The sequence below is a fragment of the Actinoplanes regularis genome (assembly GCF_900188005.1).
Lineage (GTDB): Bacteria > Actinomycetota > Actinomycetes > Mycobacteriales > Micromonosporaceae > Actinoplanes > Actinoplanes regularis.
This window is the reverse complement of sequence record NZ_FZNR01000009.1, coordinates 11857-38549: the sequence shown is the minus strand read 5'-3', so window position 1 is coordinate 38549 and position 26693 is coordinate 11857. Positions and strand designations below refer to the sequence as shown.

The window sequence follows — 26693 nt, the reverse complement described above, 5'->3', positions numbered from 1 at the left end:
CTACTCCTGAAGGGCGGCGATCACTGCGGGGGAATCCGCGACCCAGCCGAAGATCCCGCCCTGAGCGGCGATCATCCGCAGGCCGACACGCTGGAACTCGGGGAAGTAGGAACCGACACAGTCTTTGATCACGAGACACTCGTAGCCGCGGTCGTTCGCCTCACGGACCGTGGTGTGCACGCACACCTCGGTTGTGACCCCCGTGACGATCAGAGACTTGATGCCGTCGTTGTCGAGGATCTTGGAAAGATCCGTCGCGTAGAACGCGCCCTTGCCGGGCTTGTCGACGACCGGCTCGCCCGCCTCCGGCCGGAGCTCGTCGATGATGTCGTGGCCGTACTCGCCGCGGATCAGGATCCTGCCGAACGGGCCCTCCTTGCCGATCATCGGCCCGCGTCGCAGTTTGGCCGGAGGACAGTCCGACAGATCGGGCAGGTGGCCTTCGCGGGTGTGGATGATTTTCAACCCGGCGGCTCGCCCGGCTGCCAGCAGCGCCGTCAGCGGCTCGATCGTGCATCGCAGCTGGGCGACGTCGTTGCCCAGGCTCTCGCCGAAGCCGCCGGGCAGCAGGAAGTCCCGCTGCATGTCGATGACCAGCAGCGCGGTGCTTTCCGGAGCGAAGGAGAAGGGGCCGGGATCGGCTTCGACGGTCGGCATCGCTCAGCCCTCCGTCGCCGCGATCACGTCGTCCGAGGTGGCGACGCAGCCGAAGACGCCGCCCTGCATGGTGACCATGTGCAGTGCGGCGGCGTGGTTGGCCGGATCGGTGGCGCCCGTGCAGTCGCTCAGGATCAGGCACTCGTACCCGCGGTCGTTGGCCTCCCGCATGGTGGTGTGCACACAGACGTCGGTGGTGATGCCGGTCAGGATCAGGTGGGTGATGCCGTGCGTGCGCAGCACCAGGTCAAGGTTAGTGGCGTAGAACGCGCCCTTGCCGGGTTTGTCGACGATCACCTCGCCGGGCGCCGGGGCCACCTCGGGAACGATCTCCCAACCCGGTTCGCCCTTGATCAGAATCCGGCCGCACGGACCCGGGCCGCCGATCTCGGCGCCGATCCGGGCCGATCGCCAGCGCTTGTTGGCCGGCAGGTCGGAGAGGTCCGGATCATGTCCCTCGCGGGTGTGGACGACCAGCATGCCCAGGTCTCGGACGTGCTGCAGGAGCTTGGCGGTGGCCGGCAACCCGGCGCGGGTGAGCTCGATGTCGTAGCCCATCGCGTCGACGTAGCCGCCCGGCCCGCAGAAGTCGGTCTGCCAGTCGACGCAGATCAGCGCGGTGCGGTTCACCGGCGCCGCGCCGTCGTAGGGCCAGGGATAGGGGTCGGCCCGCACGGGCCCGATCGTCGCGGTCATGGATGTCGTCCCTTCGACAGCCGTTCAGCTTTACGCCATGCCGTCGATTGTCGACAGTTCTGTTTCGACGAGTTCCGCTCTGTGTAACGGAGGGGTTTCCCGGAGTGATCTAGGAGAGGTAGGTGCGGGCCCCGTGCGCGCTCAGCGCGGTGAGGATCTCCGCGGTGTCCCCGCGCTCGACGGCGGCGAAGAGGCGCTCGTGCCGGTGCACGCCGTCGGAGGCGCGGGCCGTCTCCGCCTCGCGGCGCATGTTCACCGCCATGTACAGCTGAATCCGCACCAGGATCGTCTCGTACAGCGCGGTTAGCTGCCGGTTGCCGCTGAGCGCGACCACCTCGACGTGGAACCGGCGGTGTGCGTCGGCCAGCGCCGGCCGGTCGCCGGCGTCGGTGGCCGCGCGGATCGTGTCCAGTGCGGACCGGAGTCGCAGCAGGTCCCGATGCTCGCCCGTGGTGGTGACCGCGTGCCGTTCCAGCACGTCGCGGACCTCGTACAGTTCACGGACGTCATCGTCGGAGAGGGTGGCCACCCGGGCGCCACGCCGCGGGATGTGCTCGACCAGCCCCTGCTCGGCCAGCAGGCGCATCGCCTCGCGCAGCGGGGCCCGGCTGATCCCGAGGCGCTTGGTCAGCTGCTCCTCGACCAGTCGTTCGCCCGGATCGTTGCGCCCGCTCAGGATGTCCCGCCGCAGCCGGTCGACGGCGAGTTCGACGAGACTGTACGCCGTCAACTCCCCGTCACTCACGGGTCCAGTCTGTCAGGACCCCTCCGGTCCCCGATGGCGGCCCGTCGAGTCCGGCCCCGCGCGGCGTCGGTCCCGGACGGAGAGCCAGATCGCCGCGAGGATCATCGATATTCCCAGTCCGAGAAGTGCGAACCAGAACACGGCCATGGGGCGGAATCTAGCCGAGCGGCCCCGCTCTCGCGGGGCCGCTCGGTCGCCGGTCAGGCGTCGGCCAGGATCTTCCCGGTCTCCAGCAGCGACTTGAGGTCGCTGAGGACCCAGGCCCAGCCGCCGCCACCCTCGGCCGCCGCGTCCGTGGTGCCGGACACCATGGTCGCGACCGCCGGCGCGTTGGTCACGTCGTGGGTGATGGTGACCCGGCAGACGCCCGGCGCCGAGTCCTCGATCTCGTAGGTGAGCGTGGTGAAGCCCTCGGCCGCGGTGTTCGGGTCCATCAGCATCCGCCAGCTCTGCACCAGCCGGCGCGGGGCCTCGGCCTCCAGCACCTCGCCGTCCAGGATCGGGTCCGGCAGCTCGAAGCCGTTCGCCGAGGCGTAGTCCTTCATGCCCTGGGTGGCGGTGGAGTGGTACTTGCCGCCCTTCTTGAGCTCGAAGTACTGCGGGGCCGCGTAACCGTACTTCGCGTTCCACTCCGGATCGGTGATCGCCTGCCAGATCTTCTCCGGGGTCGACTTGATCCAGATGCGGAACACCTTGGTCTCGGTCATGACTCTTCCTCCAGCGTGCGCTTGAGATCGATGAGGGTGGTGATCTGGTGCTCGGTGTACTTGTCGATCCACCGGTCGTGGATCTGCCGGATCGGCACCGGGTTGAGGAAGTGCAACTTCTCCCGCCCCGACCGGCGTGTGACGACGAGTCCCGCCTCCTCGAGCACCCGCAAGTGCTTGGCGACACCGAACCGCGTCATCTCCAGCTCCGACTCCAGCTCGGTGAGCGTGCGGCCGTCACGCGCGAAGAGCAGGTCGAGCAGAAAGCGACGGCTCGGGTCGGCCAAGGCCTTGAACACCCGATCGTCGTCCGTCATGACGCAAAGTTATGTGACCATCCGGTCACATGTCAATCCCGGTTCCCTCGACCGGGTAAGCGTCCCTGGTGGGGCGAGGTTCCGTCGGGCGAACGGCGAAGCTGCCGGTCGGTTGATCAGGCGATGTCGGGGGTGCCTGGACGCGGGCTACTCGAACATCGCGAAGTTCTCCGGCGGGCGAACGCGGCTGCACGTCCGGTACGCCACCACCGGCAACCAGATCGCCGTGCTGATCCACCGAAGACCCTGATGCGCTCGGAGCGTTTCGACTCGGTCGAGGTGCGCTGCGTGACCCGGGACGAATTGTGCGAGCTGTACCGCCGGGCCAGCCAGGCCGTGGCGGCGAACTTCGAGATGCCCAAGAAGCTGGCCCTGCCCCGGATGCCCGGTGTCGAGCAGTCGCTCTTCGGGCTCCTTCCGGCCGTGATCACCGGGATCATCGCCGCCACCAACCGGCAGACCGCGGTCAGCGAGGAGGAGCTCTCGGTCCGGGAGGACTTCCATCGGAGTCTCGAGCAGTGGTCCGCGGCGCATCCGGCCCCGCATCGCCTCTGGTACGAGCGGCGCTCCAAGCAGTACGCGACCCGGCCGGAGGTGGAGAAGACGCGGGTGGTCAACCGGGGGGCAGCTGACCCGGGCGTACGCCGCGATGTTCCTCGGTGAGCCGCACGCCACCGCGCACTACCGGGAGCTCACCACGAAGCGTCGGGACGACCGCCGGTATCCCGCTGGGGGAGATGGTCCGTAACCGGCGCTTCGCCGACGCGGTCCGTGCCGTGGTGCTGCCGGGCTGAAGGCGTCAGTCCGGCCGGCGGCGGGCCAGCATCTCCTGCTCCAGGTCCCACGTTTCGCCGTCATCCGTGGAGATGTAGCCCAGCCAGCGGAAACTCGATTCGGTCAGCTCCGTGAAGAGCCAGCGGACGATCGTGCCGTCGTCCAGACGGCCCTCCTGGTGGATGTCGCCGTCGTCGCCCGGGCGGCCGGTCAGCGTCTTGGTCCAGCCCTGCGGGGAGAACCAGACGATGTGCCAGTGGTCCGTGGCCGGGTCGTAGAGGCGCATCGTGCTGCCCGTCGTGCGCAGCGGGTATCCGTCCGGGCCGGGCGTGGTGAACCACATGACGTCCTGGACGGCGCGACCGGCCAGCACCCAGCCGAACGTCCACACCACGGTCCCGGTGACCCACTCGCCGTCGGGTCGCCGGCTGCGGTCGACGACGTCCCAGGTGCCCACCAGCCGGCCATAAAGATCAAGAGCTTTCTCCTCGCCCTGGTACGGCCGGTCGGCTCCGAGTTCATCGAGAAGTGTCATGCGTCCACCCTGCCCGTACACCCCCGTCCCGGTCTTGAACGTTCTTGTCGTACCCCAGGGCTACGTTCGGTCCATGCTGGACTTCCAGGCGCTGGTGATCTCCGAGCGGACCGAGCCGGCCGGATGGGCCGGCCTCACCGCGGTGCGCTGCTCCGGTGGGCACGGCGCCGAGGAGCCGGTGACCGCCGCCGCGGTCGTGCTGGTGCGGCGCGGGGTGTTCGTCCGTCAGGCCGACGGCCGGGCCGCCCTGGCCGACGTCACCACGGGCTACCTGCAGCGTCCCGGGGAGACCCAGCGGATCAGCCATCCCGGCGGGGGAGACGTGTGCACCTCGCTGCGGATCCCGCCGGAGCTCGCCGACCGGTTCGCGCACGCCGGCCCGGTGCACGTCTCCGCCGCGGCCGACCTGATCCATCGCCGCCTGGTGGCGGCGCTGCCGGGCGACCGGGCGGACCTGGTGGGGGAGTTGGTCGCCGCGTTGCTGCCGGCGTCCCGGGTGACCCGGCCGGCGCATCCGGCGGTCGAGGGTGTGCGTGAGCTGCTGCACACCGATCCGGGCCTGGGCCTGACCGCGCTCGCCGCCTCCGCCGGCTGGTCCCCGTGGTACCTGTCCCGCTCGTTCCGGCAGGTCACCGGGTGCACGTTGAGTGCGTACCGGCGCCGCCTGCGGGTTCGTGCGGCGATCGACGAGTTGGTCACCGACCGGGCTGCCGGGCTTGCCGCGGTCGCGGTCCGGGCCGGATTCGCCGACCAGGCGCACATGACCCGGGCGGTCCGTGACGAGACCGGTTCTCCACCGGCCGCGCTGCGCCGCAGGCTTTCCGGGAATGGCTGAGCCTCCAGCGGTGGCGGAGTTGTGCCCTGACGCGACTCCGCCACCGCCAGGTATTCACCAGCCCCTGGCGCACCTATAGAAACATTCACATGTCATCCCCCTTGCAGTCCTCGGCACCCGGTGCGGTGCGGCGCCGACTGATGGCCGCCACCGCGGCTGCCGGACTGATCGCCGGCGGAATCACCACGATCCAGACACCCGCGAACGCGGCGGACCCGGGCACGCCCCCCAAGGCGACGACCGAATCCACCCAGACCATCACCCTGATCACGGGTGACGTGGTCACCGTGACCGGCTCCGCCGAGGACGCGCAGACCGTCGACGTGGAGCGGCCCGACGGCGCTCCCGGTGGCGTGCACCTGCAGCGCAGCGGCGGCGACCTCTTCGTGCTGCCCGACGAGGCCCTGCCCCTGCTGAGCGCGAACAAGCTGGACAGCCGGCTGTTCAACGTCACCGACCTGCTCGAGATGGGGTACGACGACGCGAAGACCGGCGCCGTGCCGGTGATCAGCGCATACTCGGCCACCGCCGCGCGCGCGGCCGCCCCCGCCACGCCACAGGGCGCCAAACTGGTGCGCGACCTGCGGCGGGTCGGTGCCGCGGCGCTGGCGGTGGACAAGAAGCAGACCCGCTCGTTCTGGACCAGCATCGCGCCGGGCGCGGGTAAGGCCCCCGCCGCGCTCGGCAGTGGCGTTACGAAGCTGTGGCTGGACGGGCGGGTCACCAGCAACCTCAAGGAGAGCGTGCCGCAGATCGGCGCTCCCGAGGCGTGGGCCGCCGGGTACGACGGCCACGGGGTCAAGGTCGCGGTGCTGGACACCGGGATCGACGCCGGCCACCCGGACCTCGCCGGCCAGATCGACGAGAAGGTCAGCTTCGTCCCCGATGAGGACACCTCCGACGTCAACGGCCACGGCACCCACGTCGCCTCGACGATCGTCGGCACCGGCGCCGCCTCCGACGGCGTCAACAAGGGTGTCGCACCGGGTGCGGACCTGATCGTCGGCAAGGTCCTCAACAACTCGGGGTCCGGCCAGGACTCCTGGGTGCTGGCGGGCATGCAGTGGGCGGCCGAGTCCGGGGCGGACGTGGTCAGCATGAGCCTCAGCGACTCGACTCTCTCCGACGGAACCGACCCGATGTCGGTCGCGGTGGACACCCTGTCCGCGCAGTACGGCACCCTGTTCGTCATCGCCGCCGGAAACAGCGGGCCGGAGACCATCGGCTCGCCCAGCGCGGCCGCCGGCGCCCTCACCGTCGGCGCCGTCGACAAGCAGGACAGTCTGGCGTCCTTCTCCAGCACCGGCCCGCTGGCGCGCAGCGGCGGGCTCAAGCCCGACATCACCGCCCCCGGGGTTGCCATCAACGCCGCCCGGTCCCAGCAGATGACCAGCGGCACCGGCCTCTACCGCAGCATCAGCGGCACCTCGATGGCGACCCCGCACGTGTCCGGCGCGGCGGCGATCCTGGCCCAGCGGCACCCCGAGTGGACCGGCCAGCAGCTCAAGGACGCGCTGATGAGCAGCGCCAAGGGCCTGGCCGCCAAGTACACCCCGTACCAGGTCGGCACCGGCCGGGTCGACGTCGCGGCCGCCGTGCGTGGCACGGTGCAGGCGACCGGCACGGTCTTCTTCGGCACCTTCGACTGGCCGCACGAGCCCACCGACGCATCGGTGACCAAGCAGGTGACGTTCACCAACTCGGGCAGCACCGACGTGACGCTGAACCTCGCCATCACCGGTTCGGGCCCGTTCTCGCTGGGGGCCTCCTCGGTGACGGTGCCCGCCGGCGCCAAGGCGACCGTCCCGGTCATCGGTGACCCGACCAGGCCCGGCGGCGGCGCCTTCGCCGCGACCCTCGTCGGCACCGACGCCACCACCGGTGCCGTGGTCACGCGCACCTCACTCGGCCTGTTCAAGGAGGCCGAGCGGTACGACCTGAAGGTCAAGCTGATCGGCCGGGACGGCAAGCCCGCCACCTCGACCGTGGTGATCAAGAAGGCCGGTGAGCTCGACCCGTACTTCTACCCGGTCACGGGTGAGCTGACGCTGCGGATGCCGCCGGGCACCTACACCGTGGAGTCGTTCCTCGACGTCCCGGGCGAGCGGGCCGACTCGCTGGGCTTCGCCGTGCTGGTGGATCCGGAGACGGTGCTCAAGGACGCGGGAGCCACGGTCGTCCTGGACGCGAGCAAGGCGCGGCTGATCGACATCGTCGCGCCGCAGCGCCACGAGAACCGCCTGCGCAAGGTCGACTACACGGTCGGGTACGCGAACGGTGACAGCTTCCGTGACGCGTACCTGCTGCCGATCAAGTACGACGACGTCTACCTGTCGCCGACCGAGCAGGTCACCGAGGGGTCTTTCACGCTGGTCAACCGGTGGCGCACGGGTGAACCGCTGCTGAGCCTGGACGCCCTCGGACTGCCGCCCACCAACGCCACCGTCCAGCCGGGCAGCACCATGACCGCCGGCCGGGACATCCTGACCGCCGTCTACGCCGGCAACGGTGCGGCCGCCGACTACGCCGCGCTCAACGCCAAGGGCAAGGCCGTGGTGGTGACCCGCAGCAGCACGGTCAGCGCCCAGGACCGGGCCGCGGCCGCCGCGGCCGCCGGGGCCAAACTGCTGCTGGTCGTCAACGATGGTGCCGGCGTGCTCAACGAGTTGGTCGGCGCCTCGCCGATCCCCGTCGCAGGCGTGCACCGCGACGCCGGCGCGCGACTGATCGCCCTGGCCAAGACCGGCAAGTGGCACCTCATTACCAACCAGGTGCCGTACACGAACTACATCTACGACCTGACCAGCACCTACTCGGGGAAGGTGCCGAACAAGGCGCTCGCCTACCGTCCGCGTCAGAGCGACCTCGCGCGGCTCGACGCGCGCTACTACAACGTCACGCAGCCGATGCAGGGCAGCGGCAACCGGTACGACGTGACCTTCCTCCCGGCTCTCGGCTTCGCCGAGCGGGAGTGGCACCCCTCCACCCGCGTCGAGTGGGTGACCCCGGGACAGATCTGGTCCGAGGCGCACCGGCAGGGCACCTGGACGGACTCGTCGAACCGCAACACGTACGCCAAGGGCACCACTCAGCTGAACTGGTTCGCCCCGGCCATCCGGCCGGCGTTCAACCGGACGTTCGCGGTGCAGAACGGCCGCTGGGGCAACTACATGACCATCAACGTGCAGGGCTGGAGCCCGTCGGCCGACGTGCTGGAACACGGCGGCAACCTCGAGTACGGGACCGTGCCGGCCAATATGAAGCTGTACCAGGGCGACAAGCTGCTGTACGAGAACAAGAACCAGTTCTCCATGCAGAACAGGGTGGTGCCGGCCGGGACACTGCCGTACCACCTGGTGCTGGACGCGTCACGCCCGGCCGAGCAGTGGCGACTGTCGACCCGTACGCACACCGAGTGGGACTTCGTCTCCAGCTCCAACGACGCGGACCGGTACCTGCCGATGGCGCTGCTGCAGATGGAGTACCGCCTCGACACCGACATGCACGGTGACGTGCGGGCCGGTCACAACGAGGAGATCCGGGTCAAGCCGATCCCGCAGGCCGGCGGCGGCCCCAGCACGGGCAACGTCACCGCGGTGACCCTGGAGGTGTCCTACGACGACGGCGCCACCTGGCAGCCGGTGACCCTGCGCAAGGGCAAGGACTGGTGGAACGGCACGCTCCGGCTGCCGAAGCAGCCGGGCGGGTTCGTCTCGGTCCGCGCCACCGGCAAGACCGACGCCGGCTTCGGCATCACGCAGGAGATCATCCGGGCGTACGGCCTCCGGTGAGACCGCTCGAAGGGCCCTGGGGCGGCGACGTCCCGGGGCCCGTCCCCGTTTCCCCTACAGTGGACGCGGCTGGGCGGGAGGCGCCGCCGTGGCGCATACTCTCCCCGCGACTACGGGTGCAGGGGAGGCGACCACCGATGCTGGGCGCGCTGGGCCTGAATCCGGAACACGAAGCGGTCTACAGCGCGCTCGCGGCGCGCGCCCAGGCCGGTCCGGCCGAGCTGGCCGGCGCGCTGCACCTGTCTCCGGCCGAGGTCGCGGCCGCGCTCGCCCACCTGACGGCGTACGGCTTGGTCAAGTCCACTCCGGACGGCGCCTACGCGGCGGCCCCGCCGGCGGTCGCGCTCGGCGCGCTGATCAGTGAACGGCGGGCGGAGCTGCGCAGCGCCGAGCTCGCCCTGATCACCCTTGCCGAGGAGCACCGCAAGGCGATGGCAGGCCGCACCATCAGCGAGCTGATCGAGGTGGTCACCGGCGTCGAGGCGATCCGGCATCGGTTCGCCCAGGTGCAGCACGCCGCCCGCCACGAGGTTCGCAGCTTCGTCACCAGCCCCTTCGTCGCCGTGCCGCCGGGCGCCAACCCGGTGGAGTCGCAGCAGGTCGCTCAGGGTGTGCGCTACCGGGTGGTGATCGACCGACCGGCGCTCGCCGAGCCGGGCGTGGTCGCCGAGACCCTCGACTCGCTGCGCCAGGGCGTCGAGGTGCGCGTCGTCGAGTCGCTGCCGATCAAACTGATGCTGGCCGACGCCGAACTCGCCCTCGTGCCGCTGACGGCCGTCCCCGGCGAGGAGCCCGGCGCGGTCCTGCTGCACCGGGCCGGGCTGCTCACCGCGATGGACGCGCTCTTCGAGATCGTCTGGCGGCACGCGCACCCGCTCGACGTCGCCACCTTGGACGGTGCGACCACCGAGGAGAGCCAGGACACGGAGGCGGACACGCCGACCGCGCTGGACCGCAAGATCCTGGCGTTGCTGCTGGCCGGGCTCACCGATCAGGCGGTCGCCACCCAGCTCGACCTCTCGCTGCGCACCTTGCAACGACGGCTGCGGCACCTGATGGATCTCGCCGGGGTGCAGAGCCGGATGCAGCTCGGCTGGTACGCCGGACGCAACAACTGGGCCTGAGCAGTCCCGGAACCGCGCGTCAGGTGTCAGCCCGCGAGCGCAGCGCCACCACCAGGGTGGTCACCACCGACAGTCCGGCGATCACCCACATTCCCTGGTGGTACGCGGTGAGCGTGGGCTGTTCCCCCTCCGGCACGGCCATCGTCGCGGTGACCACGGCGAGTACGAGCGCCGCGCCGATCTGGTAGCCGGTCTGCAGCACACCGGCCGCCAGACCCTGCTCCTCCGGCGCGACCCCGCTGGTGGCGGCCACGTTCGCGCCGGTGAACGAGAGCGGGAACGCCACCCCGATCAGCAGCAGCGTCGGCAGGATCACCGGCGCGTACGCCGAGTCGACGTCGATGCGCAGGAAGAGCAGGTAGGCCGCCGTGTAGGCGACGAAGCCGAGGAACATCATCCAGCGGGCACCGACCTTGCCCAGCAGGACACCGGCGCGCGGCGCGATGACCGCGATCAGTACGCCGCACGGCAGGAAGCCGAGCGCCATCTCCAGCGGGCTCCAGCCCCGCGAGGCCTGCAGGTAGAGCGAGCCGATGAACTGGAACTCATGTAGGTGCCGAGGATCGCGGCGGCGACCAGGGCCGCGCCGATCAGGGCGCTGTTGCCCAGGAAGCCGAGCCGGACGAGCGGCTTGGCGGTGTTCTTCTCGATCAGCAGGAACGCGGCGATCAGGACCGCGACCTGCTCAGCGGCGGACGGCTGGTGATGGGCGCGGCCATCGGCGACCGCGGCGTCGAGTTTCCCGCGTACGGACTGGACCGCGACGCCAGCGGCACCCTGCTCCGCGCGTCGGTCGCCGCGATGCGCCGACTCTGGGCCGACGACTTCCCCACCCTGAACACCCCGTACGGCACCCTCCAGAACGCCGGCATGCTCCCCAGGCCGGCCGGTGGCCGCGTCTCCCCCTGTTGATCACCGGCAACAGCCGTCAGGACCTGGCGTGGATCGCCGAGCACGGTGACGGCTGGCTGATGTACCCCCGCCCGGTCGAGCAGCAGCGAATTGTCGTCGATCGCTGGCGCGCGGCCGGCGCGGCCCTCGACACGATCAAGCCGTTCTCCCAGTCCCTCTACATCGATCTCGCCGAGCCCGCGACGGCCCGCCCGGTCCCCGCCGCAACCTCGCGTCGTACCTGGAGAACCTGGTGCTTCGCTGAACCCTCGAACGTCCTCGGCCTCGTGGTGGTTACCCGGCCGGGTAACCACCACGAGACCTCGGCCGACGGCTCAGTGCCAGTCGCTGATCTGTACGTCGTCCGGCGCCGGCGCGCCCTTGCCGGTCTCCACCAGGGACTTGAGGCTGAGCAGGTAGGCGGCCCACTTGGTGCTGCAGTGGTTCATGAACTCGACCGCTTCCTTCCAGCCCCGGTGCTCGAACAGGACGATGGTGTAGTCGCCGTCCTGGCGCAGCTTCCAGTCGATCGTGGTGCCGATCCATTCGTCGGGACCGTCGACGACCTTCCAGGTGACCTGCTCTCCCGGGAGCGTCCGCAGGACCTCCATGTCGAATCCGCCGACCGGCGGGAACCGGAACTGCAGCATTCGGCCGGTCTCGCCGCTGCCTGTCGTCTCCTTGGTCCACCAGGCGGCGAGGCCGTCGACGGTCGTCAATGCGTCGTACACCGCCCGCGGGTTCGAGTCCTTGACGCCGACCCGGTGCAGGATGTCTGCCATCTCGAATCCTCCGTGCTCCGTTAGCTGTGCTGGGTGCGCTGGATGGTTTCCGCGATCGTCTTGATCCGCCGTAGCCGGGCGTCCCACGCGGAGCCGACCGACGCGAGTTGAGCCGCCGCGCGGGCGAGTTGGGCGTCGTCCACGTGGTACCGCTTCTCGCGACCCGCCGGTGTGGCCTGGACCAGGCCGGCCCGGTTGAGGACGTCGAGGTGCTTGGCGACCGCCTGCCGGGTGACCGGCAGTTGCTGGCTGAGCGTGGTGGCGGTGCCGGCGCCCGCGAGCAGCAGGTCGAGCATCCGTCGCCGGGTCGGATCGCCGATGGCCGACCAGAGATCGTCGTCGACCAGTTCGGCGACCGGGCTGGTCATGGCTGAACCTGTAGCGTCGCCGCGTAGGGCACCAGTCGCGGCAGGAACATGTTCCAGCCGTTGACGTGGTCCTGGTACATCTCCTCGAGGGCCGCGGCCTCCCAGCCCAGCTCCCGGAAGCCGGTCTCGGTGAACTTGAGCAGCGTCCCGTCGCCGGACGGGGTCAGGACGAACGTGACCAGCAGTGAGTTGCCTTCCGTGGCCGTCTCGCCGGCCGGGTGGGTCCAGCGGAACGAGAACGTGTGCGGGGGACGTGCCTCGACGACGGTCAACGCCACCACTTGGCCGCCCGCCTCGCTGTCGCCGAAGACGATCTCGCCGGCCGACCCCGGTGCGACCTCGTAGCGCGCGTCGTCGGGCCACCACTGCCTGACGTGTTCGGGGTTGCTCACCACCTCGAAGACGACCTCGGGTGAGGCCTGGATGTAAAGCTCGCGCTCGATGGTTCCGATCTCCATCAATCCTCCTGCAACCTTTGGTTGCACATCACGCTAGCGGCAGGTTCACCATCGTGCAACCATTGGTTGCATATGGGTGTGGATTGACCGGTAGGATTTTTCCTACCTATTGTGGTGGCATGACGATCACCCACATCGACGTACTTTCGCTTCCGGTCAGCGACCAGGAACGGGCCCGTGACTTCTACGTCGACACGCTCGGATTCGAACTGGTCCGGCAGAACGAGATGGGGCCGCGCCAGCAGTGGATCCAGGTCGCGCCGAAGGGGGCGCAGACCTCGATCACCCTGGTCACCTGGTTCGACACGATGCCGGCCGGTTCCCTGCAGGGCCTGGTCCTGCACACCGACGACCTGGACGCCGAGGTCGCGACCCTCGTCGGCAAGGGCGTCGCCGTGCCGGACGGGGTCCAGGACGCGCCCTGGGGCCGGTACGCGGTCTTCACCGACCCGGACGGCAACCGGCTGGTGCTGCGGGGCCGGCCGCCGCGTGCCTGACGTCGACGTCTTCACCGCCCTCGCCAACCCGGCCCGGCGGGAGGTGCTGCGCCTGCTGCGCGACGGTGGTCCGCATCCGGTGGCCGAACTGGCGCGGCGTTTCGACATGAGCCGGCCGAGCCTGTCGGAGCACTTACGCTTACTCAAGGACGCCGGCCTTGTCACCGAGCGCCGGGCCGGCCGCCAGCGGCTGTACTCCCTGCGGACCGAACCGTTGCGTGAGCTCGCCGGATGGTTGGCGCCGTACGAACGGTTCTGGCAGGACCGTCTGCACGACCTCGCGAACTTCCTGGAGACCGACGATGACGACTGAGGCGACCTCGATCGAGGTCGATCAGTACCTGCCGCATCGGCCCGCGAAGGTGTGGCGGGCGCTCACCGACCGGGACCGGCTGGCGGCGTGGCTGATGCCCAGCGACTTCGCCCCGATCGTCGGGCACCGCTTCACGTTCCGGACCGAGCCGCGCGCCGGATTCGACGGGGTCGTGCACTGTCAGGTGCTCGACCTGGAACCGGAGCGGTTGATGCGCTGGTCCTGGGCGGGCGGCACGCTCGACAGCGTGGTCACCTGGACGCTGCGACCCGAGGGGCGGGGCACCCGGCTGTTCCTGCGGCACGAGGGGTTCGACCCGGAGGACCCGCTGCAACGGCGGGCTCAGCAGATCATGGGCGGCGGCTGGCGCTCGCACATCATGCGCGCGCTGGAGGCCGATCTGGCCGCATCGTGACCTCCCGGTCGAGTTCGGCCGCGCTCGCGGTCGCGGGCAGTCCGAACAGGTCGAAGACCGCGGGATCGACGAAAGTCACGCAGCGCCGGATCAGGCCGCCGGCGACCGTGAAGAGCTGCAGCGAGTGCGCGCGCATCGCACCGGAAACCGGATCGGGAACGTACGCCGCCAGCGCCGGGCTGTTGTTGGCCCGCACCGACTGAAGGCGCCAGCCGGCGCCCCGCATGGCGAAGACGCGCTGGATGAATTCGCGGTAGTGCGCCCGCCCGGCGAGCCAGAGCGCCACCGGCGGCATCTCCAGCTCCACATCCTCGGCCAGCAGCCTGCTCAGGGCGGCGATGTCGGCCGCCTCGAACGCCGCCAGGTAACGCTCGACGACCGCCCGCTCGTCGGGATCGCTCGGCTCGCGTAGCTCGGTGAGGACCGGCCCGGTGGCCCGAAGCGTGGCCCGGGCCCGCTGCAGACCGCTGTTGACCGAGGCGACACTGCTTCCGAGAAGGTCGGCGACCTCGGCGGCCGGTAGCTGGAGCACCTCGCGCAGCACCAGCACGGCGCGCTGTCGCGCGGGCAGGAGCTGCAGGGCCGCGATGAAGGCCAGGCGCAGTCCCGCGCGCTGCTGGACGGCGTCGGCGGGGTCGCCGAGCCGGGCGTCCGGGAACGGTTGCAGCCACGCGACATCGAGATTCGGGATCAGCGGTACGTACGGATCGTCGCCGGCCGGGCCGAGACCACTCGGCAGCGGCCGGCGCGTCCGGCCCCGCAGCGCGGTCAGGCAGGCGTTGGTCGCGATGCGATGCAGCCACGTCCGGATCGACGCGCGCTCGGGCTGGTACCGGTCGGCCGCCTGCCACGCGCGCAGGAACGTCTCCTGGACGAGGTCCTCGGCCTCCTGGACCGAGCCGAGCATCCGGTAGCAATGGGCCAGCAGATCGCCGCGGTAGATCTCGTATCGCTCGTCCCAACCCTGCATCGTCGCGTCGGCCACGCGCACGAGCGTAGGCCGCATCGACGCCGCGGAAATTTTCGCGCCGGCACCGATGAGTTCGGGACCGGCCGGCGGTAGGTGTCCGATGAAGGCGGCCGGACGAGCCGTCGCCCACTGAAGGAGCGTCACCTTGAGCGAGGTCATCGTCATCCAGTTCAGCACCCTCGACGGCATCGTCTCCGACCCCGACGGGCGCGCGGGAACCTCCTACGGCGGTTGGGCCTTCCGGTACGGCCTGAGCCCGGTCACCGACGACAAGTTCCGGCTCGGAGCACGCATGGAAAACGGCGTCCAGCTCTACGGCCGGCGCACCTGGGAGCAGTTCGCCCGGCTCTGGCCCACCCGCGACTCCGGCTACGCCAAGCTGATGAACACCGTCCCCAAGCGGGTCGCCACCCGCACCGGCATCGACGCGACCGCCTGGTCGAACTCGGCGGCCATCGACGGCGACCCGATCGACTGGGTCACCGCCGAGCGGCCGCACCGCGACATCGTGGTGATCGGCAGCCTCAGCCTGGTCCACGAGCTCGCCGCCGCCGACCTGGTGGACGAGTACCGCCTGATCACGTTTCCCACGGTCGCCGGGGAGGGCGACCGGCTGTTCGCCACCGGCACGCCCGCCGACTTCGAGTTCGCCGAGGTCGAATCACTCGGCTCAGCGGTCCTGACCGTGCTGCGCCGCGACCGGTCCCGGAACGGGTGATGAAGGGTCGTCAGCGCGGTTTCAGGTATTGGCCGAGGTGATCATGAATTCGTCTACCGGGAGGCCCGCGGTCCCGAGAGCAGACCTAGTCAAGCCGTTCGATTGATCCGTTCCCTGGAGGTGCTTCCGTACCATCGGGCGCGATCCTTCGCCCAGACCTCGGCACCGAGGGGAGCGCATGATATGCGATGATGTGGTTCGGCACACAATGCGGATAGACCACGCGCTTTCCGGCGAAGGCACTCAGTCTTCGACGGCGGCACCGCAGAGGCCTCGTTCCGCCGCTCCACTGCCCAAAAAACTCAGTTCAGGGTTGTCACACCCCCGTGTGACAGGCCCAAACAGTGCCGTGCTGCAAACATTCTTGAGGTCGTTACGCCCTGCGGCAAGCCTGCGCGCGACGCCTTTCATTTCGCGAACTACTGGAGACATCGTGAAAACTGTTCCGGCGATCATGGAATCCCTCGCCGAGCCGCTGGCTACCATCAAGGCGGCCCCGCTCAAGGGAATCCGGGCCGAGCAGGCCGCCCGCGTCGTGCGCCGCATCGTCGACAACGAGTCGCTCCTGCGCCGGCTGGATGTGGCGGCGTTCAACTCAGCGCCCTGATGTTCCGCGCGAGCGGCGCCGGTCCGCCCATCGGTCAGTACATCCTCAAGGTGCACGGCCGATGCGATCTCGCCTGCGACCACTGCTACGTCTACCAGTCGGTGGACCAGAGCTGGCGCGACAAGCCGAGGTCGATGTCCTCGCCCGTCCTTAGGGCGGCGGCGCGCCGTGTCGCGGAGCATGCCGCCGCTCGGGGGCTGTCACGGGTCCGGGTGGTGCTGCACGGTGGTGAACCGTTGCTCGTCGGCGTCGAGCGCATGCGGGAGCTGCTCGCCTGCCTGCGCTCGACGATCGAGCCGGTCGCCGGACTCGACTTGATCATGCAGACCAACGCGGTCCGGCTCGACGCCCCGATGTGCGAGGTCCTGAAGGAACACGGCGTACGGGTCGGCGTCTCGCTCGACGGTGACCGCGAGGCCAACGACCGGCACCGCCGGTTCGCGAACGGTGACGGCAGCTTCGATCGCGTGCGCGCGGCCCTCGCGCTGCTGCGTACCCCGGCCTATCGCGAGCTCTATGCCGGTCTGCTGTGCACGATCGACCTGGCCAACGATCCCGAGCTCGTCTACGAGGCGCTGCTGGCCGAGTTACCGCCCCGGGTCGACTTCCTTCTGCCGCACGCCACGTGGCAACACCCGCCACCCCGGCCCGGTGACGATCCCACGCCGTACGCGACCTGGTTGTCCGCGATCCACCGCCGTTGGCTGGCCGACCGGCGTCCGATGCGGATCCGGCTGTTCGAGGCCCTGGAATCCACCGCGCGGGGCGGCCCGAGCGGTAGTGAGCAGCTCGGCGCGGACTCCGTCGACCTGGTGGTCATCGAGACGGACGGCCACTACGAGCAGGTCGACACGATCAAGACCGCGTATCCGGGCGCTCCCAGGACCGGGCTGACCGTGCTCACCCACCCGGTGGACGACGTGGCCGTGCTCGCGCCGGTCGCCGCACGGCAGACCGGGATCGACGGCCTCAGCCCGACCTGCCGGACCTGCCCGGTCGTCACCCAGTGCGGTGGCGGCCTGTACGCGCATCGTTACCGCCCGGGAACCGGCTTCGACAATCCCTCCGTCTACTGTGCCGACCTTCGCGTCCTGATCGACCGGACGAACGAGGAGAACCGAATGCACGCCGAGAACGGCAAGCCCGAGGACACCGGCGCGGTGCCCACCGCGGTGATCCATCAGATCGCCTCCGGCTTCGGCGACGCGGAGACCATCGGCTGGCTCGCCGAGCAGGAACTGGCCATCACGCGTGCGCTGCTGTTCGCGGTCGTCGACCAGCACGGCGCGAACGCCGCCTGGGAGATCCTCGGCAACGTCGAGGCGATGGCGCCGGACGCGGTCCGCGAGGTGCTCGCCCATCCCTATGTTCGTCCGTGGGCGGTGGAACGGCTGCGCGGCGGTGGGGTGTCCTACCTGGGCGCGCTGGCCGCGGCGTCCGCCGTGCGGGCCGGCATCCCGGTCGAGGTGGAGGTCGAGGCCGTCGACGGCGTGGTTCATCTGCCCGAGGTCGGCACGGTCCACCTGCCGATCGGAGCCACCGGGCCGGCCCGGCTCCGTTTCGACGGGGCGGCCCTGCGCCTCACCCGCTCCGGCGAGGAGATCGTCGCGGACCTGTCCCGGCACGCACCGACCGAATCCTGGCAGCCGGTGCGGCGGGTCGCGCTCGCGGACGGCTGGACCGTCCGGATCGAGGACGGCGACCCGGCTCGCGCGTGCCATCGGTGGCCGCTGACCGGACGTCTCCGTGACGACGAGGAGCGGGATTGGCGCTCGGCGCTGGCCGAGGCGTGGCAGTTGATCCGCGCCGAGGTCCCCGGTTACGCACCGGCGCTGCGCACCGCGTTGCGCACGGTCGTGCCGTTGCGCGCCGACGAGAGCGGGGCGCAGCGGGCGTCGACCGCGCGGCACGCGTTCGGGTCGGTGGCCGCCGCGCTCGCCGAACCGGCCGACCTCGCGGTGCTGCTGGTCCACGAGTTCCAGCACGGCAAGCTCGGGGCGCTGCTGGATCTCTGCGACCTGTTCGACCTCAACTCCGACGCCCGGATGATGGTCGGCTGGCGTCCGGACCCGCGCCCGGTCGAGGGCGTGTTGCAGGGGGTCTACGCCCATGCGGCGGTGGCCGACCTCCACCGGGTGCGGCTGGGCCGCGACGAGCACGCCGAGCAGGTGTACGCGAAGTACCACCGCTGGACGGTCGACGCGATCGACGGGCTGCGGGCGACCGGCGGACTGACGCCGCTCGGCGAGGACTTCGTCGACCGGTTGGCCGCCACCGTGCAAGCCTGGGATTCATGATCGACCTGGCCCGGCTGGTCGGTGACCTGCGGGCGCTGGAGATTCCGCGTGGTGGCGTCGTCCTGGTGCACTGCGGTATGCGCCGGATCGGCCGGGTCGGCGGAGGGGCAGCCACGCTGTTGCGGGCACTGCGGGCTGTCCTCGGCGACGCCGGCACCGTGGTGGTGCCCGCTCAGACCCCCGGCAACTCGCTGACCAGCCGGACCTACCGGACCGCCACGGCCGGGATGACCGCCGCCGAGCGCGACCGCTACGAGGCCGCGATGCCCGGCTTCGACCGGGGGACGACCCCGTCGTACGGCATGGGCGTGCTCGCCGAGACGGTCCGCCGGCACCGCGCGGCGCGGCGCAGCGCCCACCCGCAGACGTCGTTCGCTGCCGTGGGCCCGGCGGCGGACGAGATCGTCGGGGTGCACGACCTGGATTGCCATCTCGGTGAGCGGTCTCCGCTCGGCACGCTGTATCGGCTCGGCGCGACACTTTTGATGATCGGCGTCGAAATGGACACCTGCACGGCATTGCATCTGGCGGAGTACCGTCTCGCCACGCCACCACCGCTCATGACGTTTTCCTGTTTCGTGACCGAAAACGGTCAGCGGCAGCGTCGGCAATTCGAGGCGCCGATGCTCGACGACACCGATTTCCGGGCGCTCGGAAATGATCTCCTCGAGCGGCCGTGGACGCGGCATGGCCTGATCGGCGCGGCACACGCACGCGTCCTGCCGATGGTGACCGCGGTCGACCATGCGGTCGGCTGGCTCGAGCGGAATCGCCGCCGGGCATCCATTGTGGGCATCTGACCATATCGGTCGGAATGCGTAGCGGAAATCCGCTCGGGAAGCGGCGATGACAGGGTGGAACGAGCCCATTACGCTTGTTGCCACCCCGTAGCTGTGATGTAACGGAACGGAGCGGACGTGCCCGCTGAGAGGATCTTCCCCCGTCCTCCGGGCGCGATGATCGGAATTCGATCGTGAGCCGGCCCGACCTCTACTTCGCACTCATTCACGCCCGCCAGTCCTTCCCGAACGAATGGGTCGGGCGCTTCTATCGGCGCCTCGACGAAGAGGTGCGCAGCCGCGCGACCCCCCTTCCCGGGCTGCGGACCGGCTCGATCCACTACGCCACCGAACGGGAGGCGCAGGCGGCGAGCGGCGAGCGGGGACCGGACGTACGGGTCCTGGTGCCGCTCTACACCCGCGAGTTCCTGCACGATCCACCGACCGACTTCGCGCCGTATCTCAATCGCCGGTCCGACGTCACCGACCTGCCGTTCGTCCATCCGGTGATGTGGGACGTCTACATCCCGCCGCGCGAGGTGTGCGGCATCGCCCAGGCCGTCTCGCTCGGCAACGCCGTCCGGGAGTACCGGGACTGCGGCATGGCGACCATCTGCCGGCACAACGCGTACTCGAGTGAGCTGCGCCAGATCGTCGAACTGCTGGCCGACCGGATCGTGCGGGCCGCCGAGCACCCCGGGCACGTGCCCGAGTGGATGCTGGTGGCGTCGCACCCGGTCGGCACCCCGCTGCCGGAGGCGCGCTTTTTCATCTCCGTCGCCCGGCCACCCGGTTCGGACACCGAGTGGACGCCGTTCGAGCCCGACCGCCTCTCGGTGATCGACCGGGCGGTGCAGGCCGCCCGGCGGCTCGCGCTCCTGCCCGAGGTCATCGACGCGTTCGACGGGCCGGCGGCCGACCACGAGACCCGTGACTCGGCGGGCATCCTGCTGCTGGCCCCCGAGACCCTGGCCGACGCCACCACCCGGCCGATCGTGGAGAAGCTGCTCAAGCGGCTGCCGCAGTGGACGACGGTGGTCGTCGTGGCCGGCCGGGACCAGCACCTGCGCGAGCCGGCCGCCCGGGCCATGCAGTTGGCCGGCAGCAGCGCCCAGGTGGCGCGTACCGCACCCGAGTTCGCCCGGACCGTCGAGGAGGCGATCCAACGGGCACGGCGCAACTTCCTGCGAGGACATCCGAGCTGAGGGGAACGACAGGGCTATGCACACCGGTCGGGACGGCCAGGTCGTCACGTTCTACTCGTACAAGGGCGGCACCGGCCGCACCATGGCGCTCGCCAACGTGGCATGGATCCTGGCCGCCAACGGCAAGCGGGTCCTGGCCGTCGACTGGGATCTGGAATCGCCCGGCCTGCACCGGTTCTTCGCCCCGTTCATCGACCCCGGTGTCCTCGCCGGCACCCGCGGCGTCATCGACATGATCCGCGAGTACGAGTGGTCGACCACCCGCGGCGACCGCACCCCCGGCTGGATCGAGCGGTACGCCTGCGTGCAGCGGCACTCCTTCTCCCTCGACTGGGACTTTCCCGGCGGCGGCACGCTCGACTTCCTCTCCGCGGGGCGGCAGAACCACGAGTACGAGGGCGCGCTCGGCGAGATGAACTGGGACGACTTCTACCAGAACCAGAACGGCGGCCGGTTCTTCGACGCCATGCGGGACGACATGCGCGAGCACTACGACTACACGCTGATCGACAGCCGGACCGGGCACAGCGACATCGCCGGAATCTGCACCAGCCACCTGCCGGACGTGTTCGTCGACTGCTTCACCTTCAGCGAGCAGGGTATGGACGGCTCCGCTCAGATGGCCCGCCAACTGCTGAGCCGCCGCAACATCCGGGTGCTGCCCGTTCCCATGCGGGTCGACCCGGCCGAGAAACGCAAGGCCGACATCGGCCGGACGGTCGCCATGCGCCAGTTCGCCGACCTGCCCGGAGGGATGGACGAGGAGAGCAGGCAGGCCTACTGGCTCGGCGTCCAGGTTCCCTACCAGGCTTATTACGCGTACGAGGAGACGCTCGCGACGTTCGGCGACGTCCCCGGGGCGAGCGGGACCCTGCTCAACGCGTACGAGAACCTGGTCGGCCACATCACCAGCCACGAGATCATGTCGTTGCCACCGATGTCGCACGGCGTGCGGGCCCAGATCAACGCCCGGTTCGAGCGCAAGCCGTTCGCCGAGGCCGACGTCCTGCTGCTGACCGACACGAGCGCCGACCAGGTCTGGGTCGAGTGGGTCGAGCACGTCCTGGTGGCGAGCGGATTCCACGTCGTACACGCGCCTGGTCCGGAGAAACCGCAGGCCGACGGGGCACAGCGGCTTCGGATCATCTCCCGGCGAGAGGGCGCCGCCGGCACCATCATCGACGATCCCGAGCTGTGCGCCGTCTACACCGCCGACATCACCCCCTGGCGGCGGATCACCCCGGCCAACTCGGCGTTCATCGCCGGTCTCTCCGCGACCGCCGCCGCCGAGCGCCTCCTCGACCTGATCGGCCGGCCGGTCGGCGACACCGACGCGGTCCTCGCCGGCGCGCCGCGCTACCCCGGCGAGGAACCACAGCTGGTGGTGAACCTCCCGGCCCGGAACGCGCGCTTCACCGGCCGCGAGCCGGTGCTGCGCGAACTGCGCGAGCAACTGCGCTCCGGCACCGCCGTGGTCCTCTTCGGCACCCAGGCGGTCGCGCTCCAGGGCATGGGCGGAGTGGGCAAGACCCAGCTGGCCCTGGAGTACGCCTACCGATACCGCACCGCGTACGACGTGGTCGCGTGGCTGCGGGCGGACAGCGACGAGAGCCTGGGCAGCTCGCTGCACGACCTCGGTGACCTGCTCGGCCTGCAGTCCGAGCAGTTCGGCGCCGACTACGCGCGAGCCGTCGTGCAGGAACTCGGTCGCGACAAGCGCCGCTGGCTGCTGATCTTCGACAACGCGGACGAGCCCGAGGCGATCCGCACGTACCTGCCGCACGGGCCGGGCCACGTGCTGATCACGTCGCGCAACATGTCCTGGGGCGAGCAGACACAGCCGCTGCAGATCGACGTGTTCACCCGCGAGGAGAGCATCGACCACCTGCTCCAGCGGGTCGACTCACTGAACCGCCAGGACGCCCACCTGGTCGCCGAGCAGCTCGCCGACCTGCCGATCGTGGTGGCCGCCGCCGCGGCCTGGCTGGCCGAGACGCTCACCCCGGTCTCCGAGTACCTGACCCTGATCCGGGAGGAGGGCCCGAGCGCCGCGCTCACCGCCACCACCGATCAGTCGATCGCGCGGACCTGGGACCTGTCGCTCATCCGGCTGCGCGACCGGGACCAGGCCGCGTACCGGCTGTTCCAGCTGTGCAGTGTGATGGCCCCGGAGATTCCGCTCGACCTGGTCTACAGCGACCAGATGGCCGAATACCTCAAAGCGTTCAACCCGGCGCTGTCCGAGCGGATGGCGCGCGGTTCGCTGGTCCAGCAGATCAACCGGCTCGCGCTGCTGCGCCTCGACCAGCGGCCGTCCGCCGCGGGCGAGACCGATCGCCGCGGGCAGATCATCATTCACCGGGTCGTTCAGAACGTCGTCCGGGACCGGATGACCGAGGAGGAGCTGCACGAGGCTCGCCGGCAGGTCCACCAGGTGCTCGCCCGGGCCCGGCCGGACGGTGAGGTCGAGGAGCAGAAGAACTGGCCGAGGTTCCGGCAGCTCTGGTCGCACCTGGACGCCTCCGAGGCGGTGCACAGCGCCGAAGAATCGGTCCGCCAGCTGATCATCGACCGGATGCGGCTCTACTACGTGCAGGGCGACGCGGCCGCCGGCCGTCCACGTGCCGAGCGCACCACCCAGATCTGGGCCGACCAGCTGGAAGCCACCGCCGATCGGGAAGCCGCCGACGTGCTCCGCCGGCAACTGCTCTTCCTGCGTTTCAACCTCGCCAACCTGCTGCGCGACCTGGGCGAGTTCCAGCTCTCCTACGAGGTCGACAAGGATGTGCTCGCCGCCCAGCAGGAACTGCTGCCGGCCAACCACCCGCACGTCCTGATGACCCGTGGTGGTCTCGCGGCCGACCTGCGCGGGCTCGGCCGCTACCCGGAGGCGCTCGAGCTCGACCTGGACACCTACAACACCTGGCAGGAGTACTACGGCGAGGAGAACGCGCGCACCCTGGCCGCCCGTAACAACCTCGCCGTGTCGTACCGGCTGATGGGTGATTTCCGGCTGGCCGCCGAACACGACGAGCAGACCCTCGTCCGCCGGCGGGAGGTGCTCGGCGAGACCAGCTACCTCACCCTCGCCTCGGCCGCCTGCCTGGCCCGTGACTGGCGGGACGCCGGTGATTTCGCCCGCTCCGCCGCCCTGCTCGAACAGACCGTCGGCGACCTGCTCGAGACCCGTGGCCCGGACTCCCGGATCACCCTCACCACCCAGGCCAACTACGCGGTCTCCCTGCGCAGCCTCGGGCGGATCGGCGAGACCGTGCCGCTGCATCAGACCACGTTCATGAAGCTCGGCCAGCTCTTCGGTCCGGAATATCCCGAGACGGTGAGCTGCCGGCTCAGCCTCGCGCTGAGCCTGCTCAACTCGGGCGAACCGGAGCGGGCGATCGGGGAGATGCTGGAGATCCGGCAGTTCTACGAGCGCCGGCTCGGGCCCCGTCACCCGTACACCCTGGTCTGCTCGAATGATCTCGCCATCGCCGAACGTGCCGCCGGCCGATCCAGGGCGGCCCGGGAATGGCTGCGACCCAGCGTGGCCAGCCTGACGGGGGTACTCGGCGCCCGGCACCCCTACACCCTCTCCGCGCAGATGAACCTCGCGATCTGCGAGATCGACGCGGCCGGCGAGGACGACACTCCGGACGCCCCGGCCGCCCGGGCCCGGCTGATCGCCCTCGCCCACGCCATCCCCGAGGTCTTCGGCGCCGACCACCCCAACACGCTGCGGTTCGAGGCCAACCTTGCGCTCATCGATCTCGCCCTCGGCGACCGCACCGCGGAGGAACGCATCGTGGAACTGCGCGAGCGGATGGTGAACCGCGTCGGCGACGACCACCCGATCGTGGAGGCTCTCGACCACCGTCGCTACCTCTACCGGATCATCGACCCGCACCAGTTCTAGGAGGCCGCGATGGCCGAGCGGAAGACCACCGTCCCAGGGCTCGTGACGACGGCGTGGCACGGGGCGCCGGCCGTGCTGAAGCGGTTCGCGGGTTGGGTGTGGGGCATTGGGGTCCCGGTGGCCGTCCTGTCGATCATCGGCGACCTCGCCGGCTGGTGGGGCGACTACCAGTTCATCCCGAACATCGTCTCCGAGGTGATCTGCGCCATGGTCACCCTGCCGATCGCCTTGGTGATCATCGGACAGCTCGCCGAATACCAGGTGAAGGAGCTGGAGCGGGTACGCCTGGACACCCGCTTCGCCAGCACCCGGCAGCAACTGGTGATCGCCGCGCGCACCACACGCGACCAGATCCAGGAACGCACCCGGGACGTCGAGGCGACCACCAACGAATTCGTCCGCGCCGCCAAGGTCGAGGACGGGCGACTGGCCGATCCGGACGCGGCCAACGCCGCGGCCCGCCTGCTGCACACCCAGATGGACGGGCAGCAATGGCTCATGTACCACCGCATCACGACACCCCTGCGCATCCTCGGCAGTCACCTCCACACGCTGCTGGTCGAACGCGACCGCGACGGCGACCTGACCGCCGAGACGACCGGGTTCGCCCAGCTGTGGCTCGACCTGGAGTCGGCGCTCGCCGCACAGCGGCAGATCATGGCGGCCGGGCACGACCTCTTCGGTCAGCCGGCCCTGTCGGCGCGCACCGTCCCACGAGCGGACCGGTTGCGCGACGTGGCGCTGGAGCACATCCGCACCATCGACCGGCTGATCGAGCTCTGCCAGCAGCTGGAACACCAGGCCGGCGGCGAGCAGCCGGCCGTCACGCCGTGAGCCAGGACAGGATCCGGGGCAGGACCTCGACCGCGCCGAAATGGGCGGCACCGTACTGCACGTGCACCTCGGCCCGGGGGATCCGCTCGGCCAGCCACCTGCTGTGACTCGCCGGGGAGAAGGTGTCGTCCGCGCCGTGCCACAGCCGCACCGGCGGCACGATGTGGTCCAGGACGAACCCCCAGTCGCCGCGGAATGCCAGGATGTCGTCGATCCACCCGTACGGCCCGACCCGCAACGCCTCGGCGTAACTGGCGCTCAGCAGCCGCCGGTACATGACACTCTGCATGAACCGCAGATCCGGCTCGGCCGCCTGAGTGCGAAGCTCCTCGATCAGGCTCTCCGGGTCGGCCGCCGTCCGCACCGCCAGCGCCGTCATCTCGCGCATCAACTCCGCGTCCCCCTGGTCGGCCTCGGCGTGGTTACGGGCGTTCTCCGCGGACATACCCTCGTACCAGTCGAGGCCCGCGGCGTTGGCCGGGGCGAGGCCGACCAGCACGGCGGCCCGAGCCACCCGGTCCGGCAGCAGGGCCGCGCAGGCGAGCGCGTGCGGGCCGCCGCCGGACCGCCCCACGACGCAGAAACCGTCCAGACCCATACCGTCGGCGACCGCCTCGACGTCATGGGCCGCGTCGGCGACATGCCGGCCGGGCATCCGGGTCGAGCCGCCGTAGCCCGGGCGGTCGTAACAGATCAGCCGCACGCCCTGCCGATAGAGGACGCTGCTGCGAGGTTTGGGCCCGGCGCAGGAGCCGGGCGTGCCGTGCAACAGGAAGACCGGAATGCCGTCGGGAGCACCCGTCACCTCGGCCGTGAGAACCCTGTCGTCCACCGTGATCTCGAAACGACTGCTCAAAGCGACCCCTCCCCGCATCGATGATAATTGGTGCGCGAGAGATCACTCACGGTTGAACCGGCCGGATCAAGAACCTTCAGAACCGGCCAGGGAGCGGTGCCGCCGACCGCCTGGACCGTGCGTCGCCTCGAGCGCTATCTCTCGACCCCGTGCTCGGCGTAGGCAGCGCTCGCGCGTTGGCGTGCCGCGGCGGCCGTCCTGATCCGACGTGCCAGGCGATCCGGCACGTGGGCGTCGAGATCCGTGACGGCCACGAACCGCCAATCGGTCAGTTCGCCGTCGACGAAGCGGATCTCGGCCCGGTCCCGTTCCGGAAGAACGCCGCCGTCGAAAATGAACAGCAGCTTGTCACCCTCACCCACGGCGGGTGCCCAGTCGACGACCAAGTGCTCGCCGACGACCGGCGACAGGCCCAACTCCTCGCGGACTTCCCGGACGCAGGCGGCACGTGGTGACTCTCCAGCCTCGACGAACCCGCCCGGTATCTCCCAGCCGTCCTTGTAGCCCGGCTTCACGAGGAGGACCTTCCCCGCTTCGTCGAAGAACAGGACACCGGACGCTACGCGGGGGCGAGAAATCCCGGTCGGTTCGCTCGGGGTGGTCATGCAA

The 26693-nt window shown here is 70.1% G+C and carries 29 protein-coding genes; 16 read left to right on the top strand and 13 right to left on the bottom strand.

Annotated features, from left to right (window positions below):
• From CHC09_RS23295 to CHC09_RS23275, 5 genes are all read right to left on the bottom strand, one after another.
• Positions 1–657, bottom strand: coding sequence for a cysteine hydrolase family protein (locus CHC09_RS23295; protein WP_089295312.1), 657 nt, complete (start codon positions 655–657; stop codon positions 1–3).
• Between the two features lie 3 nt (positions 658–660).
• Complete coding sequence (biuH, locus tag CHC09_RS23290; RefSeq protein WP_089295311.1) at positions 661–1353, bottom strand: biuret amidohydrolase; 693 nt, start codon at positions 1351–1353, stop codon at positions 661–663.
• Between the two features lie 109 nt (positions 1354–1462).
• Entirely contained in the window at positions 1463–2098 is a 636-nt protein-coding gene (locus CHC09_RS23285; RefSeq protein ID WP_089295310.1) for a GntR family transcriptional regulator, read from the bottom strand.
• Positions 2099–2298: 200 nt separating this feature from the next.
• On the bottom strand, positions 2299–2805 hold the full coding sequence (locus tag CHC09_RS23280; protein ID WP_089295309.1) for an SRPBCC domain-containing protein: 507 nt from the start codon (positions 2803–2805) through the stop codon (positions 2299–2301).
• The gene (locus CHC09_RS23275; RefSeq protein WP_089295308.1) at positions 2802–3122 is read right to left on the bottom strand and encodes an ArsR/SmtB family transcription factor; all 321 of its coding nucleotides are present in this window, start codon (positions 3120–3122) and stop codon (positions 2802–2804) included. Before CHC09_RS23275 ends, CHC09_RS23280 begins: the two co-directional genes overlap by 4 nt.
• Before the next feature lie 112 nt (positions 3123–3234).
• Here CHC09_RS23275 and CHC09_RS46500 point away from each other — a divergent pair, with 112 nt between their 5' ends.
• Together CHC09_RS46500 and CHC09_RS23270 are read left to right on the top strand one after the other, a co-directional pair.
• Positions 3235–3372, top strand: a complete 138-nt coding sequence (locus CHC09_RS46500) for a hypothetical protein (protein WP_179277242.1) — start codon at positions 3235–3237, stop codon at positions 3370–3372.
• Positions 3372–3785, top strand: coding sequence for an AIPR family protein (locus CHC09_RS23270; protein ID WP_179277241.1), 414 nt, complete (start codon positions 3372–3374; stop codon positions 3783–3785). The genes CHC09_RS46500 and CHC09_RS23270 overlap by 1 nt, the downstream gene beginning before the upstream one ends.
• A gap of 136 nt (positions 3786–3921) precedes the next feature.
• On the opposite strand, the gene CHC09_RS23265 is transcribed toward CHC09_RS23270, so the two are convergent.
• Positions 3922–4431 (bottom strand): hypothetical protein, encoded by a 510-nt coding sequence (locus CHC09_RS23265; protein ID WP_089295306.1) that lies wholly within the window; start codon positions 4429–4431, stop codon positions 3922–3924.
• Positions 4432–4504: 73 nt separating this feature from the next.
• On the opposite strand from CHC09_RS23265, the gene CHC09_RS23260 reads away from it, so the two are divergent.
• From CHC09_RS23260 to CHC09_RS23250, 3 genes are all read left to right on the top strand, one after another.
• Positions 4505–5266, top strand: a complete 762-nt coding sequence (locus CHC09_RS23260; RefSeq protein ID WP_089295305.1) for an AraC family transcriptional regulator — start codon at positions 4505–4507, stop codon at positions 5264–5266.
• An 89-nt stretch (positions 5267–5355) separates the two neighbouring features.
• Positions 5356–9057, top strand: coding sequence for a S8 family serine peptidase (locus CHC09_RS23255; RefSeq protein WP_089295304.1), 3702 nt, complete (start codon positions 5356–5358; stop codon positions 9055–9057).
• A gap of 137 nt (positions 9058–9194) precedes the next feature.
• Complete coding sequence (locus CHC09_RS23250; RefSeq protein WP_089295303.1) at positions 9195–10181, top strand: winged helix-turn-helix domain-containing protein; 987 nt, start codon at positions 9195–9197, stop codon at positions 10179–10181.
• Positions 10182–10200: 19 nt separating this feature from the next.
• Here CHC09_RS23250 and CHC09_RS23245 read toward each other — a convergent pair whose 3' ends face one another.
• Positions 10201–10701, bottom strand: coding sequence for an MFS transporter (locus CHC09_RS23245; RefSeq protein WP_275407888.1), 501 nt, complete (start codon positions 10699–10701; stop codon positions 10201–10203).
• Positions 10702–10862: 161 nt separating this feature from the next.
• On the opposite strand from CHC09_RS23245, the gene CHC09_RS47750 reads away from it, so the two are divergent.
• Positions 10863–11093 (top strand): LLM class flavin-dependent oxidoreductase, encoded by a 231-nt coding sequence (locus CHC09_RS47750; RefSeq protein ID WP_275407887.1) that lies wholly within the window; start codon positions 10863–10865, stop codon positions 11091–11093.
• A 314-nt stretch (positions 11094–11407) separates the two neighbouring features.
• Here the strand turns inward: CHC09_RS47750 and CHC09_RS23235 are convergent, their stop codons facing one another.
• From CHC09_RS23235 to CHC09_RS23225, 3 genes are read right to left on the bottom strand one after another with little or no spacing between them, the layout of a single operon-like run.
• Positions 11408–11854, bottom strand: coding sequence for an SRPBCC family protein (locus tag CHC09_RS23235; RefSeq protein WP_089295300.1), 447 nt, complete (start codon positions 11852–11854; stop codon positions 11408–11410).
• Between the two features lie 20 nt (positions 11855–11874).
• Positions 11875–12222 (bottom strand): ArsR/SmtB family transcription factor, encoded by a 348-nt coding sequence (locus tag CHC09_RS23230; protein WP_089295299.1) that lies wholly within the window; start codon positions 12220–12222, stop codon positions 11875–11877.
• On the bottom strand, positions 12219–12680 hold the full coding sequence (locus CHC09_RS23225) for an SRPBCC family protein (protein ID WP_089295298.1): 462 nt from the start codon (positions 12678–12680) through the stop codon (positions 12219–12221). The genes CHC09_RS23230 and CHC09_RS23225 overlap by 4 nt, the downstream gene beginning before the upstream one ends.
• A 119-nt stretch (positions 12681–12799) precedes the next feature.
• Here CHC09_RS23225 and CHC09_RS23220 point away from each other — a divergent pair, with 119 nt between their 5' ends.
• Genes CHC09_RS23220 through CHC09_RS23210 form a run of 3 tightly spaced genes read left to right on the top strand, consistent with a single transcriptional unit; the run spans position 12800 to position 13905 of the window.
• Positions 12800–13177, top strand: coding sequence for a glyoxalase superfamily protein (locus CHC09_RS23220; protein WP_089295297.1), 378 nt, complete (start codon positions 12800–12802; stop codon positions 13175–13177).
• On the top strand, positions 13170–13490 hold the full coding sequence (locus CHC09_RS23215) for an ArsR/SmtB family transcription factor (RefSeq protein WP_089295296.1): 321 nt from the start codon (positions 13170–13172) through the stop codon (positions 13488–13490). The genes CHC09_RS23220 and CHC09_RS23215 overlap by 8 nt, the downstream gene beginning before the upstream one ends.
• Complete coding sequence (locus CHC09_RS23210) at positions 13480–13905, top strand: SRPBCC family protein (protein ID WP_089295295.1); 426 nt, start codon at positions 13480–13482, stop codon at positions 13903–13905. Before CHC09_RS23215 ends, CHC09_RS23210 begins: the two co-directional genes overlap by 11 nt.
• Here the strand turns inward: CHC09_RS23210 and CHC09_RS23205 are convergent.
• The gene (locus CHC09_RS23205) at positions 13868–14890 is read right to left on the bottom strand and encodes an RNA polymerase subunit sigma-70 (RefSeq protein WP_239138462.1); all 1023 of its coding nucleotides are present in this window, start codon (positions 14888–14890) and stop codon (positions 13868–13870) included. The two genes, CHC09_RS23210 and CHC09_RS23205, sit on opposite strands and share 38 nt — an antisense overlap.
• A gap of 130 nt (positions 14891–15020) precedes the next feature.
• Here CHC09_RS23205 and CHC09_RS23200 point away from each other — a divergent pair, with 130 nt between their 5' ends.
• From CHC09_RS23200 to CHC09_RS23170, 7 genes are all read left to right on the top strand, one after another.
• On the top strand, positions 15021–15593 hold the full coding sequence (locus tag CHC09_RS23200) for a dihydrofolate reductase family protein (RefSeq protein ID WP_089295294.1): 573 nt from the start codon (positions 15021–15023) through the stop codon (positions 15591–15593).
• A 433-nt stretch (positions 15594–16026) separates the two neighbouring features.
• Entirely contained in the window at positions 16027–16200 is a 174-nt protein-coding gene (gene fxsA, locus CHC09_RS23195) for an FxSxx-COOH cyclophane-containing RiPP peptide (RefSeq protein ID WP_143232480.1), read from the top strand.
• The gene (locus tag CHC09_RS23190; protein ID WP_089295292.1) at positions 16200–18497 is read left to right on the top strand and encodes an FxsB family cyclophane-forming radical SAM/SPASM peptide maturase; all 2298 of its coding nucleotides are present in this window, start codon (positions 16200–16202) and stop codon (positions 18495–18497) included. The genes fxsA and CHC09_RS23190 overlap by 1 nt, the downstream gene beginning before the upstream one ends.
• Positions 18494–19297: an AAC(3) family N-acetyltransferase gene (locus CHC09_RS23185; RefSeq protein ID WP_089295291.1), complete on the top strand. Its 804-nt coding sequence runs from the start codon at positions 18494–18496 to the stop codon at positions 19295–19297. Before CHC09_RS23190 ends, CHC09_RS23185 begins: the two co-directional genes overlap by 4 nt.
• A gap of 173 nt (positions 19298–19470) precedes the next feature.
• A complete protein-coding gene (locus tag CHC09_RS23180; protein ID WP_089295290.1) occupies positions 19471–20481 on the top strand; it encodes a hypothetical protein in 1011 nt (336 codons plus the stop codon).
• A gap of 16 nt (positions 20482–20497) precedes the next feature.
• Positions 20498–24394, top strand: a complete 3897-nt coding sequence (gene fxsT, locus CHC09_RS23175) for an FxSxx-COOH system tetratricopeptide repeat protein (RefSeq protein WP_089295289.1) — start codon at positions 20498–20500, stop codon at positions 24392–24394.
• A 9-nt stretch (positions 24395–24403) separates the two neighbouring features.
• On the top strand, positions 24404–25228 hold the full coding sequence (locus CHC09_RS23170; RefSeq protein ID WP_089295288.1) for a hypothetical protein: 825 nt from the start codon (positions 24404–24406) through the stop codon (positions 25226–25228).
• On the opposite strand, the gene CHC09_RS23165 is transcribed toward CHC09_RS23170, so the two are convergent.
• Together CHC09_RS23165 and CHC09_RS23160 are read right to left on the bottom strand one after the other, a co-directional pair.
• Entirely contained in the window at positions 25218–26084 is an 867-nt protein-coding gene (locus CHC09_RS23165; protein ID WP_239138461.1) for an alpha/beta fold hydrolase, read from the bottom strand. The two genes, CHC09_RS23170 and CHC09_RS23165, sit on opposite strands and share 11 nt — an antisense overlap.
• Before the next feature lie 134 nt (positions 26085–26218).
• A complete protein-coding gene (locus tag CHC09_RS23160; RefSeq protein ID WP_089295286.1) occupies positions 26219–26689 on the bottom strand; it encodes an NUDIX domain-containing protein in 471 nt (156 codons plus the stop codon).
• Positions 26690–26693 lie beyond the last annotated feature (4 nt).

Excerpts from the sequence above, each read along its gene's own strand:
- CHC09_RS23295 (WP_089295312.1), bottom strand. The coding sequence starts at position 657 with ATGCCGACCGTCGAAGCCGATCCCGGCCCCTTCTCCTTCGCTCCGGAA.
- CHC09_RS23275 (WP_089295308.1), bottom strand. The coding sequence starts at position 3,122 with ATGACGGACGACGATCGGGTGTTCAAGGCCTTGGCCGACCCGAGCCGT.
- CHC09_RS23220 (WP_089295297.1), top strand. The coding sequence starts at position 12,800 with ATGACGATCACCCACATCGACGTACTTTCGCTTCCGGTCAGCGACCAG.
- fxsT (WP_089295289.1), top strand. The coding sequence starts at position 20,498 with ATGCACACCGGTCGGGACGGCCAGGTCGTCACGTTCTACTCGTACAAG.
- CHC09_RS23185 (WP_089295291.1), top strand. The coding sequence starts at position 18,494 with ATGATCGACCTGGCCCGGCTGGTCGGTGACCTGCGGGCGCTGGAGATT.
- CHC09_RS23260 (WP_089295305.1), top strand. The coding sequence starts at position 4,505 with ATGCTGGACTTCCAGGCGCTGGTGATCTCCGAGCGGACCGAGCCGGCC.
- CHC09_RS23250 (WP_089295303.1), top strand. The coding sequence starts at position 9,195 with ATGCTGGGCGCGCTGGGCCTGAATCCGGAACACGAAGCGGTCTACAGC.
- CHC09_RS23170 (WP_089295288.1), top strand. The coding sequence starts at position 24,404 with ATGGCCGAGCGGAAGACCACCGTCCCAGGGCTCGTGACGACGGCGTGG.
- CHC09_RS23190 (WP_089295292.1), top strand. The coding sequence starts at position 16,200 with ATGTTCCGCGCGAGCGGCGCCGGTCCGCCCATCGGTCAGTACATCCTC.
- biuH (WP_089295311.1), bottom strand. The coding sequence starts at position 1,353 with ATGACCGCGACGATCGGGCCCGTGCGGGCCGACCCCTATCCCTGGCCC.
- CHC09_RS23270 (WP_179277241.1), top strand. The coding sequence starts at position 3,372 with ATGCGCTCGGAGCGTTTCGACTCGGTCGAGGTGCGCTGCGTGACCCGG.
- CHC09_RS23235 (WP_089295300.1), bottom strand. The coding sequence starts at position 11,854 with ATGGCAGACATCCTGCACCGGGTCGGCGTCAAGGACTCGAACCCGCGG.
- CHC09_RS23255 (WP_089295304.1), top strand. The coding sequence starts at position 5,356 with ATGTCATCCCCCTTGCAGTCCTCGGCACCCGGTGCGGTGCGGCGCCGA.
- CHC09_RS23265 (WP_089295306.1), bottom strand. The coding sequence starts at position 4,431 with ATGACACTTCTCGATGAACTCGGAGCCGACCGGCCGTACCAGGGCGAG.
- CHC09_RS23210 (WP_089295295.1), top strand. The coding sequence starts at position 13,480 with ATGACGACTGAGGCGACCTCGATCGAGGTCGATCAGTACCTGCCGCAT.
- CHC09_RS23230 (WP_089295299.1), bottom strand. The coding sequence starts at position 12,222 with ATGACCAGCCCGGTCGCCGAACTGGTCGACGACGATCTCTGGTCGGCC.
- CHC09_RS23160 (WP_089295286.1), bottom strand. The coding sequence starts at position 26,689 with ATGACCACCCCGAGCGAACCGACCGGGATTTCTCGCCCCCGCGTAGCG.
- CHC09_RS23280 (WP_089295309.1), bottom strand. The coding sequence starts at position 2,805 with ATGACCGAGACCAAGGTGTTCCGCATCTGGATCAAGTCGACCCCGGAG.
- CHC09_RS23225 (WP_089295298.1), bottom strand. The coding sequence starts at position 12,680 with ATGGAGATCGGAACCATCGAGCGCGAGCTTTACATCCAGGCCTCACCC.